General features: G+C 28.2%; 14 protein-coding genes. All 14 read right to left on the bottom strand.

The window, feature by feature from the left end; all coding sequences use genetic code 11:
• Positions 1-46: 46 nt before the first annotated feature.
• Complete coding sequence (pykF, locus tag AYC60_RS05715; RefSeq protein ID WP_197416989.1) at positions 47-1,486, bottom strand: pyruvate kinase PykF; 1,440 nt, start codon at positions 1,484-1,486, stop codon at positions 47-49.
• A 27-nt stretch (positions 1,487-1,513) separates the two neighbouring features.
• Positions 1,514-2,479 carry a 6-phosphofructokinase gene (pfkA, locus tag AYC60_RS05710; RefSeq protein WP_067322286.1) on the bottom strand — a complete coding sequence of 322 codons (966 nt, stop codon included), beginning with the start codon at positions 2,477-2,479 and terminating at the stop codon, positions 1,514-1,516.
• 135 nt (positions 2,480-2,614) lie between these two features.
• The gene (locus AYC60_RS05705; RefSeq protein WP_067322283.1) at positions 2,615-3,133 is read right to left on the bottom strand and encodes a PTS sugar transporter subunit IIA; all 519 of its coding nucleotides are present in this window, start codon (positions 3,131-3,133) and stop codon (positions 2,615-2,617) included.
• Between the two features lie 20 nt (positions 3,134-3,153).
• The gene (locus AYC60_RS05700) at positions 3,154-3,615 is read right to left on the bottom strand and encodes a hypothetical protein (RefSeq protein ID WP_067322280.1); all 462 of its coding nucleotides are present in this window, start codon (positions 3,613-3,615) and stop codon (positions 3,154-3,156) included.
• Positions 3,612-4,586 carry a tryptophan--tRNA ligase gene (gene trpS / locus AYC60_RS05695; RefSeq protein WP_067322278.1) on the bottom strand — a complete coding sequence of 325 codons (975 nt, stop codon included), beginning with the start codon at positions 4,584-4,586 and terminating at the stop codon, positions 3,612-3,614. The genes AYC60_RS05700 and trpS overlap by 4 nt, the downstream gene beginning before the upstream one ends.
• A gap of 11 nt (positions 4,587-4,597) precedes the next feature.
• Entirely contained in the window at positions 4,598-5,467 is an 870-nt protein-coding gene (gene lgt, locus AYC60_RS05690; RefSeq protein WP_067322275.1) for a prolipoprotein diacylglyceryl transferase, read from the bottom strand.
• A complete protein-coding gene (locus AYC60_RS05685; RefSeq protein WP_067322273.1) occupies positions 5,467-6,318 on the bottom strand; it encodes a D-alanyl-D-alanine carboxypeptidase family protein in 852 nt (283 codons plus the stop codon). Before AYC60_RS05685 ends, lgt begins: the two co-directional genes overlap by 1 nt.
• 11 nt (positions 6,319-6,329) lie before the next feature.
• A complete protein-coding gene (locus AYC60_RS05680) occupies positions 6,330-7,244 on the bottom strand; it encodes a tetratricopeptide repeat protein (RefSeq protein ID WP_067322271.1) in 915 nt (304 codons plus the stop codon).
• A 19-nt stretch (positions 7,245-7,263) separates the two neighbouring features.
• Positions 7,264-9,876: a cation-translocating P-type ATPase gene (locus AYC60_RS05675; protein WP_067322268.1), complete on the bottom strand. Its 2,613-nt coding sequence runs from the start codon at positions 9,874-9,876 to the stop codon at positions 7,264-7,266.
• A 1-nt stretch (position 9,877) separates the two neighbouring features.
• The gene (gene pgsA, locus AYC60_RS05670; protein WP_197416988.1) at positions 9,878-10,447 is read right to left on the bottom strand and encodes a CDP-diacylglycerol--glycerol-3-phosphate 3-phosphatidyltransferase; all 570 of its coding nucleotides are present in this window, start codon (positions 10,445-10,447) and stop codon (positions 9,878-9,880) included.
• 4 nt (positions 10,448-10,451) lie between these two features.
• Entirely contained in the window at positions 10,452-12,647 is a 2,196-nt protein-coding gene (pnp, locus tag AYC60_RS05665; protein ID WP_067322263.1) for a polyribonucleotide nucleotidyltransferase, read from the bottom strand.
• A 172-nt stretch (positions 12,648-12,819) separates the two neighbouring features.
• Positions 12,820-13,506, bottom strand: coding sequence for a Bax inhibitor-1/YccA family protein (locus tag AYC60_RS05660; protein WP_067322260.1), 687 nt, complete (start codon positions 13,504-13,506; stop codon positions 12,820-12,822).
• An 18-nt stretch (positions 13,507-13,524) separates the two neighbouring features.
• A complete protein-coding gene (gene thrS / locus AYC60_RS05655) occupies positions 13,525-15,426 on the bottom strand; it encodes a threonine--tRNA ligase (RefSeq protein WP_067322257.1) in 1,902 nt (633 codons plus the stop codon).
• A gap of 36 nt (positions 15,427-15,462) precedes the next feature.
• Entirely contained in the window at positions 15,463-16,569 is a 1,107-nt protein-coding gene (locus tag AYC60_RS05650; RefSeq protein WP_067322255.1) for a DNA-methyltransferase, read from the bottom strand.
• Between the last annotated feature and the right edge of the window lie 4 nt (positions 16,570-16,573).

Below are 16,573 nucleotides of genomic sequence, written 5' to 3'. Positions count from 1 at the left end.
TAGAAAAAGAACTGAAATATCAGTTCTTTTTCTATTTAATATTTAATTATCCTATTCTTGCAACTTTGAAAGTGTTTGTAGTTCCTGTTTCAGATATACCTGTAACTAATACTACTAAATCACCTTTTTTGAATCCTGTGTATGCTTCATCTTCAGTTGTTGATGCATTTGATGCTGCAACTTCTAAAGCTTTAGCAAAGAAGTGTTCTGCGTTATCTAAGTCTGTAGCAACTACTGCTCTAACTCCTCTAACTAATGCTAATTGTCTTGCAGTAACATCTGAATCAGTTAAAGCAATAATTGGCATTGTTGGGTTGTATTTTCTTATCATCTTAGCTGCTCTTCCAGTTTTTGTCCAACAAACTATTAATTTGGCACCTAAGTTTTCAGCAGCTTCTACAGCACCTTTTGATACAGCTTCTGTAATTGTTACATCGTGGCTGTAGTAGATTTTTGGTACTCCATAAGCATCTGTTTTAGCTGATATAGTTGCCATAGTTCTAACAGCTTCTACTGGATATTTACCATTTGCAGATTCTCCTGATAACATTACTGCATCTGTTCCATCTAAGATCGCATTAGCAACGTCTCCTGCTTCTGCTCTTGTAGGTCTTGGATTTTTTTGCATTGAATCTAACATTTGAGTAGCTGTAATTACTGGTTTACCAGCTGCATTACATTTTTTAATCATCATTTTTTGTGCAAATGGAACTTCTTCAACTGGAATTTCTACTCCTAAATCTCCTCTTGCAACCATTATTCCGTCAGATAATTCTAAGATTTCATCAAAGTTATCTATACCTTCTTGGTTTTCAATCTTAGAAATTATTTTAATGTGTTCTCCACCATTTTCATCTAATACTTTTCTAACTTCTGCAACATCTGAAGCTTTTCTTATAAATGATGCAGCTATAAAGTCAACTCCAACTTCACATCCAAATTTTAAATCTCCTTTATCTTTTTCAGCTAATGCTGGTAAAGAAACTGAAACTCCTGGTAAGTTAACACCTTTCTTTTGTCCTAAAGCACCTGAGTTTTTAACTTTACAGAAAATTTCTTGTCCTTCAATTCTTTTAACTTCTAATCCTATTAATCCATCATCTATTAAGATAGTATCTCCAGGTTTTAAATCTTTAGTCATGTTAGGGTAAGAAACTGAAATTTTTTCAGGTGTTCCTTTGAATTCATAATCTGTAGTAACTACGAAGTCTTGACCTTCAACTAAATCATATTTAACGTCTCCTTCAGCGTGAGAACCTGTTCTAATTTCTGGTCCTTTAGTATCTAATAATATAGCTACGTGTTTTCCTGTTTCTTGTGATATTTCTCTTATAGTTTTAATTCTTGCACCATGTTCTTCAAAATCTCCATGTGAGAAGTTTAATCTCATAACATTCATTCCACTTAAGATTAATTGTTTTAATACTTCTTTCTTTTCACTTTTTGGTCCAATAGTACATACTACCTTAGTCATTTTAATTTTCATTTAAATCCTCCTAAATATATATTATGTTTATACTGATAACATCATTGCAATGTCATAATCTGCTTGAGATTTTTTATGATAATTTTCCCATGCATACGATAATTTATGTGTTACTACATTAGAACTTTCTACTCCAACCATTAATCCTGATTGACCTTCTATTAATAATTCTACTGCTTTAACTCCTAATTTTGTTGCTAATAATCTGTCTGCCGCTGTAGGATTCCCACCTCTTTGAATATGAGATAATACTACATGTTTAGTATCTAATTCTGGCATTCTTTCTTTTAATTCTTTAACAACATTGTCTTTATTCTTATATCCTTCTGACATAATTATTACATCATAAAATTTTCCTGCTTCTCTTCTTCTTTTGATAATATTTACTATATCTTCAATAGAAGTTTCTACTTCTGGAATTAATATTCCATTAGCTCCTGCAGCTATACCTGCATTTAAAGCTATATCTCCACAATTTCTTCCCATTACTTCTATAAAGAATGTTCTATCATGTGATTTTGCGGTATCTCTAATTTGGTTAAATGATTCTAGCACTATATTTAATGCAGTATCATAACCTATAGTGTAGTCAGTACCCGCTATATCATTATCTATAGTACCAGGTATACCTACAGTTTTAATTCCATGTTCTTCATATAGATAGTGAGCACCATGGAATGATCCATCTCCACCTATTACTACTAAACCTTCAATTCCATATTCTTTTAAAATGTTAGCTGCCTTTGTTCTAACTTCAGGGTCTTTAAATTCAGGTAATCTTGCAGATAATAACATAGTTCCACATTTTCCAGCTAAACCTGCTACATCAAGAAATGACATTTTAAAAATATCTCTATCTAAAATACCTTTATACCCTCTTTTAATACCATAAACTTCCATGCCTTTATGCATAGCTGTTTTAGCAACTACTCTTATAGCAGTGTTCATACCTTGTGAATCTCCACCACTAGTTAAGATTGCTATCTTTTTCATGTTTCCTCCGTTTCATTATTCTCAGTTATTTACGTTAACATTTTATCATTTTTTGATAAAAAAATCAATATATATCATTATTTAAACAAAAAAAAGTACCTATAATACTAAAGTGATTATAGATACTTATTTTATTTATTTTACAATAGTAATTATTACTGTTTCACCTGATACTGCAGTTTCAATTTCTTCTGCCTTAACTTCTTTATATTCTTCTGTTTCTAATATTACTACTGGAGTAATAACTGAATCTGCATTTTCTTTTAAAAAGTCATAATCAAATTTAACTATAGGATCTCCAGCTTTTACTTTAGAACCTTCTTTAGTTATTATTTCAAATCCTTGTCCTTTTAATTTTACTGTATTTAAACCAAAATGTGTTAATACTTGGACTCCATCTTCTGTTTCAACTACAAATGCATGTTTAGTTTCAAAAAGTTGTATAATAGTTCCATCTACAGGTGATTTAACTACACCACTTTTTAAAGGTTCTATACCTACACCATTTCCTAATAATTCTTGTGCAAAAGTTGGATCTGGTACATCCTTTAACGCTATTACATTCCCATCTAAAGGAGAAACTATTTTAATTTCACCACTTTTTTTCACTTCTTCTTTTTTACATTTTCCGAATAATTTACAAAAAAATCCCATTTTTTCCTCCTATTATTATATTATTTAAATTCTACTACTACGTTACTATCTCCAACATAAATATCTTTAATTTTATCTGGATTTATAGTTTCACCTACATTAAGTATTTCTTTATTGAATAATATTGTTTGTACTATCCTTGTAAATACTTCTGTTGCTACCTTTTCATAAACAATATTACTAATACTTTTTATTCTAGTATTAGTAGCATAAAGTTTTGGTGGATAATATTTTAATTCTGTATCTATTAAAGCTACTATAGGTTTTTCAGAATTATCTAATTTTAATTCTATCTCTATATTTAATTTTTTATCTTCCACAAAAACTCTATTAACTTTAGTCTCTCCCTTTAAAAAATAGAATTCTTTCTTACCATCAACTTTTTTTGATAAAGAACTTTTTATTAGAGAATTTGGAATCCCTACACTAGAACACGACATTAAAAATATCCCCATAAATATTGCTGCTATTATTTTTCTCATATTCCATCACTCACTAACCCTACTGCTTTTCTAACTTCTATCATTTTTGCTGTAGCTATTTCATTTGCTCTTGTTCTACCTTGTCTTAATACTTCTTTTACATAATCTAAATTATTTTCTAATTTAGTTCTTCTTTCTCTTTGTTCTTTGAAATAATCAAGTATTCTTTCTAACAATTCTTTTTTAGCATGTCCATAACCATAATTTCCAGCCATAAATTTTTCCTTCATTGCCTTTATTTCATTTTCATCTGCAAATAAAGAATAAAGTTTAGTGATATTATTGTCTGGATTTTTTGATTCCTCTAAAGCTGCTGAATCAGTAACTATACTCATAACTTGTTTCTTTAATACTTTTTCAGGAGCATACATATTTATTATATTACCATAAGACTTAGACATTTTTTCTCCATCTGTTCCTACTACAGTTGCAACACTATCAAGTATTAATGGTTCAGGTAATTTAAATACTTCTTTGTTATATAGTTCATTAAATTTCACTGCAAAATCTCTTGTAAATTCTATATGTTGTTTTTGATCCTTTCCTACTGGTACAAAATCAGGTTCATATAGTAAAATATCTGCTGCCATTAATACTGGGTAATTAAATAATCCAACATTAGCTTTTATTCCCTTAGCTATCTTATCTTTATATGCATGTCCTCTCTCAAGTAATGCCATAGGTGTTAAGTTAGATAATATCCACATTAATTCTGTATGTAAAGGTACAGATGATTGTAAAAATATTGTTGACTTTTTAGGATCTAACCCTGCTGCTATGTAATCCATTACTACATTTATACTTTGAGTTCTCAAAGTTTCTGGATTTATTTGACTTGTAAGTGAATGATAATCGGCTACAAAATATATTCCTTCATATTTATCTTGTAAATCTACAAATTGCTTTAACGCTCCAAAATAGTTACCTAGATGAAGTACACCACTAGGTTGTATTCCTGATAAACTTCTCATATATATCCTTTCTATTTTATCTCTTTTTTATTATTAATAATAAATATACCAACTACACCAATAATTATCATTAAGAAACTAATAATATATGGAGCTCTTATACCATATACTAATAAGTCTTCTGCTCTAAATGTAGAAACAATTATTCTAATTATTCCATATATTATTATATATATCATAGTTAATATACCTTTTGAATATTCTTTTTTTCTAAATACAAACCAAATTAGATAAAAAGCAATGAAATTAAATATCAATTCATATATCATAGCAGGATGTAATTTCATATTAGGAAATTCTGAACCTGCTGGACTATCTAAAGGAAATTTTATACCCCAAGGTACTAATTCTTTAAATTCTAATTGCTTCATTAAAGGCATATTTTGAAATTCTTGCCACCAAGAATTAAAATTACCCTTTAAGATTACAGAAAAAGGTGTAATAGTTGGAAAACCGTGTATTTCACCGTTTGCTAAATTTCCTATTCTTCCTAAACCTTGACCTAAAATTAAAGGTCCTACAGCCATATCCATTAATACTAAAGGATTAACTTTCTTCATTTTAGCAAAAATTATAGTTCCTAAAATTCCACCTATTATTCCTCCATGTATTGCTAGTCCACCATGCCATACTTTTATTATTTCAGAAACATTTTGGCTATAATAACCCCATTTTAATAAAACATAGTATATCCTAGCCCCTATAAGACCACTAACTATAGCAAAATATGCATAATCTTCAATTATATTTTTATTTATTCCTCTTTTTTCTGCAACTTCATCTCTTTTTGCAATAAATATTGCTGTAAATAAAGCAATAATATACATAAGAGAATAAATTCTTATTTCAAAATTACCAATTTTAAATAAATATGGTTTCATTATTCCACACTCTCTTTCATAAGTTCTAGAGTTTTAAGCCCTAATTTTTCTCTGTTTTGCGAAGTATTTGATCCTAAAATTACCTGTATAATTTTCTCATCGCCATTATTTATTAAATAAACTATATTATATCCTGCTCTTCTATGAAATCCTGTTTTTAAACCTGAAACATTATCAAGTTTTACTAATGAATTTGTAGATTTAATTTTAATTCCATCAGAAGTTTCATATGTATATTTACTAGATATTTCTAAAAGTTTTTTATTACTTAAAGCATTTAGCGCTAATAAATATATATCTCTTGCATTTCCAACATCCATTCCTCTATTAGTATCTACAGGTGGAAGTCCATGAGGAGTATTAAATCTTAATGATCTAAGGTTTAATTCCTTTGCTTTTTCATTCATTTTTTTTATAAACATATCCACATTACCTTTAGAAGAAAACAAGGCAAGTTGATATGCTGAAGAATTTGATGAATTAATCAATAATAAATGTAATAATTCTTCTACAGTATATACTTTATTTTCTTTTAAAACAACACCATATGGAACTTTAGATGCTTCTTTATCCACTTTCACTTTTGTATTTAAACTATATTTCCCTTGTTCTATTTCATCAAAAATTATTGTTGCTGTCATTAATTTTGTAACTGATGCAAGAGGTCTTGTACTTGTTTCATTATATTTATAGTAAGTATTTTTATTTTCATCACCAATATACATACTTTTATACATTAAATGATTAGTATATAAACTACTAAGCATTTCATCATTTAAATTTTCTGATAATTTTGCAGAAAAAGAAAAAGACAAAATACTAAACATAGTATATATTATTATTTTTTTCATGTTCACCTCTTTTAATTGTAAAAACCTTTTAATTTTTCCATTTCATTATTTTTTTCAACTATACCTAGACTTCTTGATACCTTATACCACTTAAGTGCTTCATTGTTATTTAATAATTGTAAGTTAACAAAATAAAGCATACGAGCAAATTCTATCTCACCTAGATAATATAATTCTTCGAATAATTTAAGTGATTTCTCTATTTCACCTCTGTGATAATAGATCTCAGCTAAATCTTTTTTTGCATTTATATTTTTTGCTTTTGAAGAAACTACTAACCACTTTTCTAGATTAGCTTTATCTCCTTTTAATCTATATATATTTGCAATTTCATAATCTAATTCTTTTTTTCCCATTTCATAGACCTTAATTAAACTTGAAACCGCATCATCATAATTTTCATCTTTTAATGCAATTGAAGCAATATTTAAATAAATATTCTTCTTAATATTTTCTATTTCCTTAGGCTTATAATCCTTAGGTAGTCTTTCAAAATACGAAAGAGCTTTATCAAAATGTTTTGCTTCCATTTCTAATAAAGCTAAATTAAATACTGCTTCCTTCACATTATTTTTTAAACCTAGCTCTAATATTTCCTTTAATTTAGAATTATCTCCTAACAGAAAATATATATATGAAAGTGAATTTATAGCATTTGCATCACCATTTTTAGCTTCTTCAATATATATTAAAACTTGGTTTGCATCTATATTTTTTTCATCAAACTTTTTTAAATCTGTTTCAGAAAAGAACTTAGCTATTTCCTCATTTTTACTATCTAGTAATTTAGATAAGTGAGCTGAATCTACAGAAACTATCTCAACTTCTATACCATTTTTATCAGTTTCTAATTGATTTATTATATCTTCACTTTTATTTGAACATGAAAATAATAATAAAGATAAAAGTAAAATAGTTTTCTTCATAAATTCAGCTCCTTTCTAATTATTTTTTAAATTTAATAAATACTTTAATTAATTCATTAACTATAAATGGAATTAGTGCTAATATTATTACAACATCCCAATCAAATATACCTAAACTTTGTACTCTAAATATTTTAGCAACAAAAGGTATATTTATTAATAATATTTGTAATACCAATCCTATAACAAAAGAAATATTTAAATATTTATTACTAAATATTCCAATTTTAAATGAAGTAGTATCCTCTACCCTCATAGTATATGAATAGAATAACTGAGAAACAGTTAAAACTATGAAAGCCATAGTTCTTGCATGCATAAGAGCTGGATGACCTTCTGTTAAACTTCTTATTTCAGTAATAGTTTTAAATCCTTCTTCTCTTAAACCTATGTAGAATGCAAGTAATGTAAATAACCCTATTAGAGTCCCTCCTACAAATGCACGTGTAGCAGCACCTCTTGCAAAGAAACTTTCTTTTGGAGAACGTGGTTTTTCATCCATTACTAATTTATTCCCTGGATCTAACCCTAATGAAATAGCAGGTAATGTATCTGTAACAAGGTTAATCCATAATAGTTGTGTTGCAACTAAAGGTATAGGTAAACCTAATAATGTAGCAAAGAATATACATATTACTTCCCCTAAATTACATGAAAGTAAGAACATAATAGTTTTCTTAATATTATTATATATATTTCTTCCTTCCTCTACTGCCTTAACTATAGTTGTAAAATTATCATCAAGTAATATCATATCTGCTGCTCCTTTTGAAACATCAGTACCTGTAATACCCATAGCAACCCCTATATCAGCTTTTTTAAGTGATGGTGCATCATTAACTCCATCTCCTGTCATAGAAACAATGTTACCTTTTAATTTTAAAGCTTCTACTATATTAACTTTATGTTCAGGAGAAACTCTTGCAAAAACAGAATATTTATCTACATTTTCATAGAAATATTCTTTATCTAATTCATCAATTTCAGGCCCCGTAATACTTTCTGAAATGTCCTTAGCTATATTTAATTCTTTAGCTATAGCTACTGCAGTATTTTTATGATCCCCTGTAATCATTACTACTTTAATTCCTGCTTTTTGTGCAGTTAAAATAGAATCTTTTACCTCTTCTCTTGGAGGATCTATCATACCAACTATACCTACTAATATTAAATTATCTTCTAAATCTTCACACTCTAAGTATACATCACTTTCCTTATATCCAAGCCCTAAAACTCTTAGTGCTTCATTAGACATCTCTATACTTTTTTCTAATATGTGTTTTCTATGTTCTTCAGTCATTTCAACTACTTCATTACCAACTTTAATATATTTACATAATGAAATAATATTATCTATAGCACCTTTAGTAAATGAAATATATTTATCTCCATTTTCATGTAGTGTAGACATTAATTTTCTATCTGAATCAAATGCAAATTCATTTATACGTTTATTTTTATTATTTAATTCATCCTTCATTAATCCATGTTTTTCAGCATAAACAACTAATGCTATTTCTGTAGGATCTCCTACAGTAGTTGTAGCATCAGAACATAATGAAAGACCTGACATTAATAATTCCTTATTATCCATAGAATAATCTTTAACTACAGTCATCTTATTTTGTGTTAATGTACCCGTTTTATCAGAACATATTACATTAACTGAACCTAAAGTTTCAACAGCAGGTAATCTTTTAACTATAGCCTTATTTTTAGTCATTCTTGTAACACCAGTAGATAATACTATAGCAACTATAGCAACTAAACCTTCTGGTATTGCTGCAACTGCAAGTGATACGGCTGTAATCATCATTTCAACAGGACCTCTACCTTGCATTACACCTAATCCAAATATTATTAAACATACTACTATAGCTATATATCCTAAAGTTTTCCCTAACTTATCTAATTTTTTTTGTAAAGGCGTAGTACTGTCTTCATCAGTATTTAAAGCTTTTGCTATTTTACCTATTTCAGTATTCATACCTGTTGTTATTACTATTCCTTCTCCTCTTCCATAAGTTGCAAGAGTTGATGAATAAGCTAGATTTAATTTATCCCCCATAGGAAGATTATCTTCATTAGTTATGAAATTTGCATCCTTAGTAACTACATGAGATTCACCAGTAAATGCTGATTCTTCTACTTGTAAATTTTGAGTTTCTATTAATCTTAAATCTGCTGGTATATATCTTCCAGCATCTATTACTAATATATCGCCTGGAACTATATATTTTGAATCAATTTCATAAACTTTACCTTCTCTTCTAACTAATGCTTTAGGAGAAGAAAGTTTTTTAAGAGCTTCTAAAGTTTTTTCTGCCTTAGCTTCTTGAACTACACCTACTACTGCATTTATTAATACAACCATTAGTATAATTCCAGCTTCTGTAAATCCATCAGGATAATGTGCAATTACATTTAAAATAGAAGCTATGATTAGAACATAAATTAATACATCTTTTAATTGATCTATAAATCTTGAAACAAGTGATTTTTTCTTAGTTTCTTCTAATTTATTTTCTCCATATTTTTCAAGCCTTATTTTAGCTTCTTCTTCACTTAAACCAATATTTCTATCTACACTTTGTTGTTTTAATACTTCCTCAATACTTTGTTTATATTCCAATTTACATATCCTCCCCAATATATTTTTTAACTAAGTTGTAGTACTCCAACATTGAAATGATTGAAAATACTACAGCAGGTAATAATACTAAAGAATTAATAACTTTACCAAAAGGGAATAATAAAGCAAATAATAAAGCTATCATTTGAGTTGCTGTTTTAAGTTTTGCTGAAGAACTTGCAGCAACAACTTCTCCACCATTTTCTAAAATTAACATTCTAATAGCTACTACAACAAATTCTCTTGCTAGCAGTATTATTACCATCCATATAGATAACATATTATATTTTACTAAAACTATTAAAACCGAAAAAACAAATACTTTATCAGCTATAGGATCAAGTAATTTCCCAAAATTTGTTACTAAATTATCTCTTCTTGCAATATATCCATCAAAAAAATCTGTTAATGCAATTGAAGCAAAAAGTAGAACTACTAATATATGTAATAATACTTTACTTACTGTTAATGTACTTGCTTCATATTTAAATATCATTAGTAATAATAAGATAGGTGTTAATACTATTCTTATTAAAGTTAGTTTGTTAGGTAAATTTATTTTATTAAGCATACCATTACTCTCCTTCATTATTTTCTTCTTTAACTTCCTCTTTTTCAATTAAAGCTTTCATACTTAAACTAAATTTATTATTATCCTCTAAAGCTATTACTTTTACATCAACCATATCATCAACTTTAAGTACGTCCTCTACTTGTTTTATTCTCTTATGAGATATTTCTGATATATGTAATAATCCTTCAGTACCCGGTGCTAATTCAACAAATGCTCCAAATTTAGCAAGTTTAGTTATTCTACCTTTATATACCTTATCTAATTCAACTGTAAGAGTATATTGTGTAACTAATTCATAAGCTCTATTCATCATATCTTGATCTATACCAAATATTGCTACTCTTCCATCATCTTCAACATCAATTTTAACTCCTGTTTCTTCAATAATAGACTTAATTACTTTACCTGCTGGTCCTATTAATGCAGCAATCTTACTTGGATCTATTCTTAAGTTAATAATCTTAGGTGCATTTTCTGGTAAGTTTGGTCTTGGTTCTGGTATTGTAGCTTCCATAACTTCTATTATATGCATTCTACCTTTTAGTGCTTGACTAAGAGCTATTTCCATTATTTCTTTATTTATACCTTCTATTTTAATATCCATTTGTATAGCAGTTATACCTTTTTTAGTACCAGCAACTTTAAAGTCCATATCTCCTAAGTGATCTTCTAAACCTTGAATATCTGTAAGTACAGTAAAGTTTTCATCTTCTTTAATTAATCCCATAGCTATACCTGCAACAGTTCCTCTTATAGGTACACCCGCAGCCATTAATGCAAGAGATCCTCCACAAATTGATGCTTGAGATGAAGAACCATTAGATTCAGTTATTTCAGATACAACTCTTACTGTATATGGAAAATTATCTACTGATGGCATTACAGCTTTAAGTGCTCTTTCTGCTAAGTTTCCATGTCCTAATTCTCTTCTTCCTGGTGCTCTCATAAATCCTGCTTCACCTACTGAAAATGGAGGGAAGTTATAGTGTAAGAAGAATTTTTTATTATACTCTCCTTCCATACCATCTATAATTTGTTCATCTTCTTTAGAACCTAGTGTTGCCACAACTAAAGCTTGTGTTTCTCCACGAGTAAATAAAGCTGAACCATGTGGCATCTTTAATACATCTATTTGAGCATTTAGTGGTCTTATTTCATCAATTTTTCTTCCATCTGCTCTATATTTATCAAATATTATTAATTCTCTTACAATTTTCTTTTCTAAATCATGATAATAGTTTTTAAATTCTTTAACTAATTCATCCATAGACTTAGTTTTATTTTCACCTATTAATTCTAATAATCTTTCTTCTTCTGTTTTTTCTTTAGATAACATTTCTTTTGCTATTTCTAATTTAAATTTAGATAATAAACTATCACATAAATTATCTATAGCTTCATATTTTTCTAATTTCCCTGGAACTAAGATAGCATTTTTTAAATCCCCTGTATATGAATCTAAGAAATTAGTTACTCTTTCATCATATACAATACCTTTAAATTCCATTTTCTCTATACCTAAAGTATTTAAAATTTCTTCTTGTTGTTCACAAATATTTTTTATAGCCTCATGCCCCAACATTATTGCATTAAGCATTTCTTCTTCACTTACTTCATTTGCCCCAGCTTCAACCATAGTTATAGCACTTTTTGTACCAGCAACTGATAAGTAAATATCCATGTTATCTCTTTGTTCTTTTTCTGGATTAATAATATATTCTCCATTCATATATCCAACAGTAACACCAGCTACAGGCCCACTAAATGGAATATCTGATAATTCTAATGCAAAAGATACCCCTATAGTAGCTATATCTTCTGGCATATTAATACCATCAAAACTAATTACATTTATTACTACATGAACTGCATTAAAGAAACCTTCTGGAAATAAAGGTCTTATAGGTCTATCTATAAGTCTTGAAATTAATATTTCTTCTGTTGAAGGTTTAGATTCTCTTTTAATAAACCCTCCTGGGAACTTACCTGTAGCGTAAAATTTTTCAATATAGTCTACAGTTAATGGAAAGAAATCTTGTCCATCTTTTACTTCCTTACTTCTAGTTGTAGTTACAAGTACTGTAGTTCCACCCATAGTTACTACAACTGAACCACCTGCTTGTCTTGCAATTTCTCCTGTTTCAACTTTTACATCTTTTCCTGATACATTTAAAATGTAAGTTTTTTTATCAAACATAATGTCCTCCTATTTATTATTTTAAGAGTGAGCAAATAACATTAAAAAACTCTTGTATAAAAGTTCTTTAAAATTACTTACTCCACCCTTGTTATTACTCTATATTTTAACATATTTTTATTGCTTTTACAAATAAAAAGACATGCATCCTAAAAGATGCATGTACAAATTATTAATTTCTTCTTTTTCCAAATAAAGATAATAGATATAGGAACATGTTTATGAAGTCAAGATATAGCATTAAAGCTCCAAAAATCTTAACTTTTTCTACTAATTCTGTTTCACCTTCATAATATGCTTCAAGTAACATAGTTTTAATTCTTTGAGTATCTACTGCAGTATAAATTATAAATATTAATAAACCTATAATTGAAATAGCTATATCTAAAGCATTGTTTCTAAATAAATAGTTATTTAATAATGTCATTACTATTATACCTAAAATACCACCAAATAAATATTTTGAATAACCTTGTAGATTAGAACCTGTAAAATATCCATAAGCACTCATACCTATAAACATTGCAGATGATGCTCCAAATAGTGTCATAATAGATGCTGTTTCATATGCAAACATTATAGGGATTAATAATATACCTAAAAATGCTGAATATCCTATAAATACCAGTTTTAATACAAATGCATTTGCTTTTACAATTATAAATCTCATACCTATTGCTATAGCAAGAATAAGTAATATAGAAAATCTATTAAGAGTAAAAGAAATTTGTACTAATTGTAAATTATATATAGAAGCATACATAATACCGAAGGTAATTAAAAGCCCTATACCCATCCATAAATATGAACCAAATATACCTGAATCTATTCTACCATTTAATTCTTTATCATTATACATATAACTCCTCCTTATGAACTAAAATTGTATATTTATTTCATCTAATAATTCTTTGATGAATTCATCTACATTTTTAGTTGTGCTATCAGTAGAACCAAATCTTCTAACATTTACTGTATTTTCTAATACTTCATTTTTACCTATTACTAATTGTACAGGTATTTTTTGATCTCCATTTGCTTCTCTGATCTTATATCCTATTTTTTCATCTCTAATATCAAGTTCAGCCCCTATACCTAAATCAAGTAATCTCTTATGTAATTTAGTTGCATAGTCAACTTGTTCAGCTGAAATAGTCATTATTTTTACTTGTGTTGGTGCAAGCCATACAGGGAATGCTCCAGCATAGTGTTCTATTAATATTCCCATAAATCTTTCAAGAGATCCAAACATAGCTCTATGTATCATTACTGGCTCATGTTTTTCTCCATCCTTACCTATATAGCTCATATTAAATCTTGCAGGTAAGTTCATATCAAGTTGTATAGTTCCTGTTTGCCAAATTCTTCCTATAGAATCTTTCATTTTGAAATCTATCTTAGGACCATAGAAAGCTCCATCTCCTGGATTTATTCTATATTCTATTCCTAATTCTTGCAATGTTTCTTCTAAGGCTTTTTCAGAAATTTCCCATACTTTGTCATCTCCAACTGCTTTTTCAGGTTTAGTTGAAAGTTCTACGTGGAAATCAAACCCAAATAATTTATAGTATTTATCATATAGATTTACTATTTCTTTTATACTGTCTTTAATTTGATCAGGTGTACAGAATACATGAGCATCATCTTGTGTAAATGCTCTAACTCTCATTAATCCATGTAAAGCTCCTGAGAATTCATGTCTATGTACATGTCCCATTTCAGCATATTTTAATGGTAAATCTTTATATGAATGTAAATTATTCTTATATGCTATTATAGATCCTGGACAATTCATAGGTTTAATCGCATAAACTTTTTCATCTATAACTGATGTATACATATTTTCTCTATAGTTAAACCAGTGTCCTGAGATTTCCCATAATTCTTTATCAAGCATAATAGGAGTTTTTATTTCATCATAACCTTGTTTGTTATGTTCTATTCTCCATAATTCTTGTAATCTGTTGAATAATCTAGTACCTTTAGGCATAAAGAAAGGGAATCCTGGTCCATGTTCATCTAAGAAGAATAGGTTTAATTGTTTACCTAATTTTCTGTGATCTCTTCTTTCTGCTTCTTCAACTTGTTTGATATATGCATCTAATTCATCTTGACTATAGAAAGCTGTTCCATAAATTCTTTGAAGCATTTTATTATTAGAATCACCTCTCCAATATGCTCCTGCTGAATTTAATAATTTAAATGCTTTAATATATCCTGTCGAAGGTAAATGAGTTCCTCTACATAAATCTGTAAATTTCCCTTGTGTATATATACTAAATTCCTCTCCTTCAAGTGAATCAAGTATTTCTACTTTATAGTTTTGACCTTCATTTTCAAAATGTTTTCTAGCTTCTTCTCTAGACCAAACTGTTCTTGAGAATTTTTCATTTTGTTTAATTAATTTTTTCATTTCTTTTTCTATATTTACTAAATCCTCTTCAGTAAAAGGTCTTTCAGTATCAAAGTCATAATAGAATCCATTTTCTATTGCTGGACCTATAGTAACTTTAGTACTTGGAAACAGGTTCATAACAGCTTCTGCCATTACATGTGCTGTACTATGTCTTAATATTTCTAATCCCTTAGGACTATCTGTTGTTATTAATTCTAAAGTACCATCTTCATCTAAATTATATGTAATATCTACTTGCGTGCCATTAAAGAAAGCTCCAACTGTTTTTTTAGCTAAGCTAGTTGATATAGTTTTTGCAAATTCTATAACACTCATGCTTTCTACTTCTCTAAGCGCTCCATCTGGCAAAGTAATCTTTAACATTTTTCCTCCTAATTATTTAATTTTATCATATCTATATTATTTAAAATTTAATTCTTTATCTCTATATTCATCACGTATATCTGAAATGGATACTTTTTCCCCATTTCTTTCTACATACCACACTTCCCAACCATTAACATTTGATTCAATTCCACTCAAAATACCTCCTAATTTAGAAATACCATAGTGTTTACCCTCATAATATAATTCTTTCTCTTCCGATATATTAGCATAAAGTTCTGTTTTCTTAAAATATACTTTTTCATTATTAAAAATATATTGTTTCTCTACTAATTCCTTAAACTTAACAATCGGTGGTTTTATATCAAATTTTGCGTTTATATAATCATCACTTTTTTCTATTTCTAAATTAATACGTTCAACTGAATATTTATAATATTTTGTATCTTTCTCAATTGCAAAATATTTCCTTCCTAATCTTTTAGCTAAAGCCGCTGTAGTTCCAGTGCCTGAAAAAGGATCTAATATTAAATCTCCTTTTTGAGTTGAAGAAATAATAATGTTGTATAATAATTTTTCTGGTTTTTGTGTAGGATGTAACTTTTCTCCATTATTATCCTTAAGGCGTTCATTACCTGTAGAAACTGGTATTTCCCAAATACTAGTCATTTGTTTCCCACCATTTAATTCTTTCATAGTCTTATAATTAAATGTATATTTTGTTTTTTTTGAAGGAGTTGCCCATAGTAATGTTTCTTGTTTATTAGTAAATTTTGTACCCATAAAATTTGGAGTTGGGTTTGTTTTGGACCAAATAACATCATTTATTATCCAAAATCCTAATTCTTGTAAAATATTTCCAACCAAATATATATTTTGAAACGAACCTATTACCCATAAAGAAGACTTATTTTTTTTCAATATACGCTTAGCTTCTTTTAACCATTCATATGTAAATTTTTTATAATCTTCAATACTTTCAAACTCATCCCATTTAGAACCTTCAACACCTTTAAACTCTGAACCATCGACCCTTTTCAATATACCATCTAATTGCATATTATAGGGTGGATCTGCAAAAATTAAATCTACTGAATTATCCGGAATTAATTTTAATTCTTCAATGCTATCGCCTAATTTTACTGTATTTATTTTATTTATAGGAAATGTATTTTTTTTCATATTT

It is taken from the genome of Streptobacillus felis (assembly GCF_001559775.1).
In the GTDB taxonomy this organism is placed as follows: Bacteria; Fusobacteriota; Fusobacteriia; order Fusobacteriales; family Leptotrichiaceae; genus Streptobacillus; species Streptobacillus felis.
The sequence above is the reverse complement of the archived record's forward strand: the minus strand, read 5'-3'. Positions and strand labels throughout refer to the sequence as shown.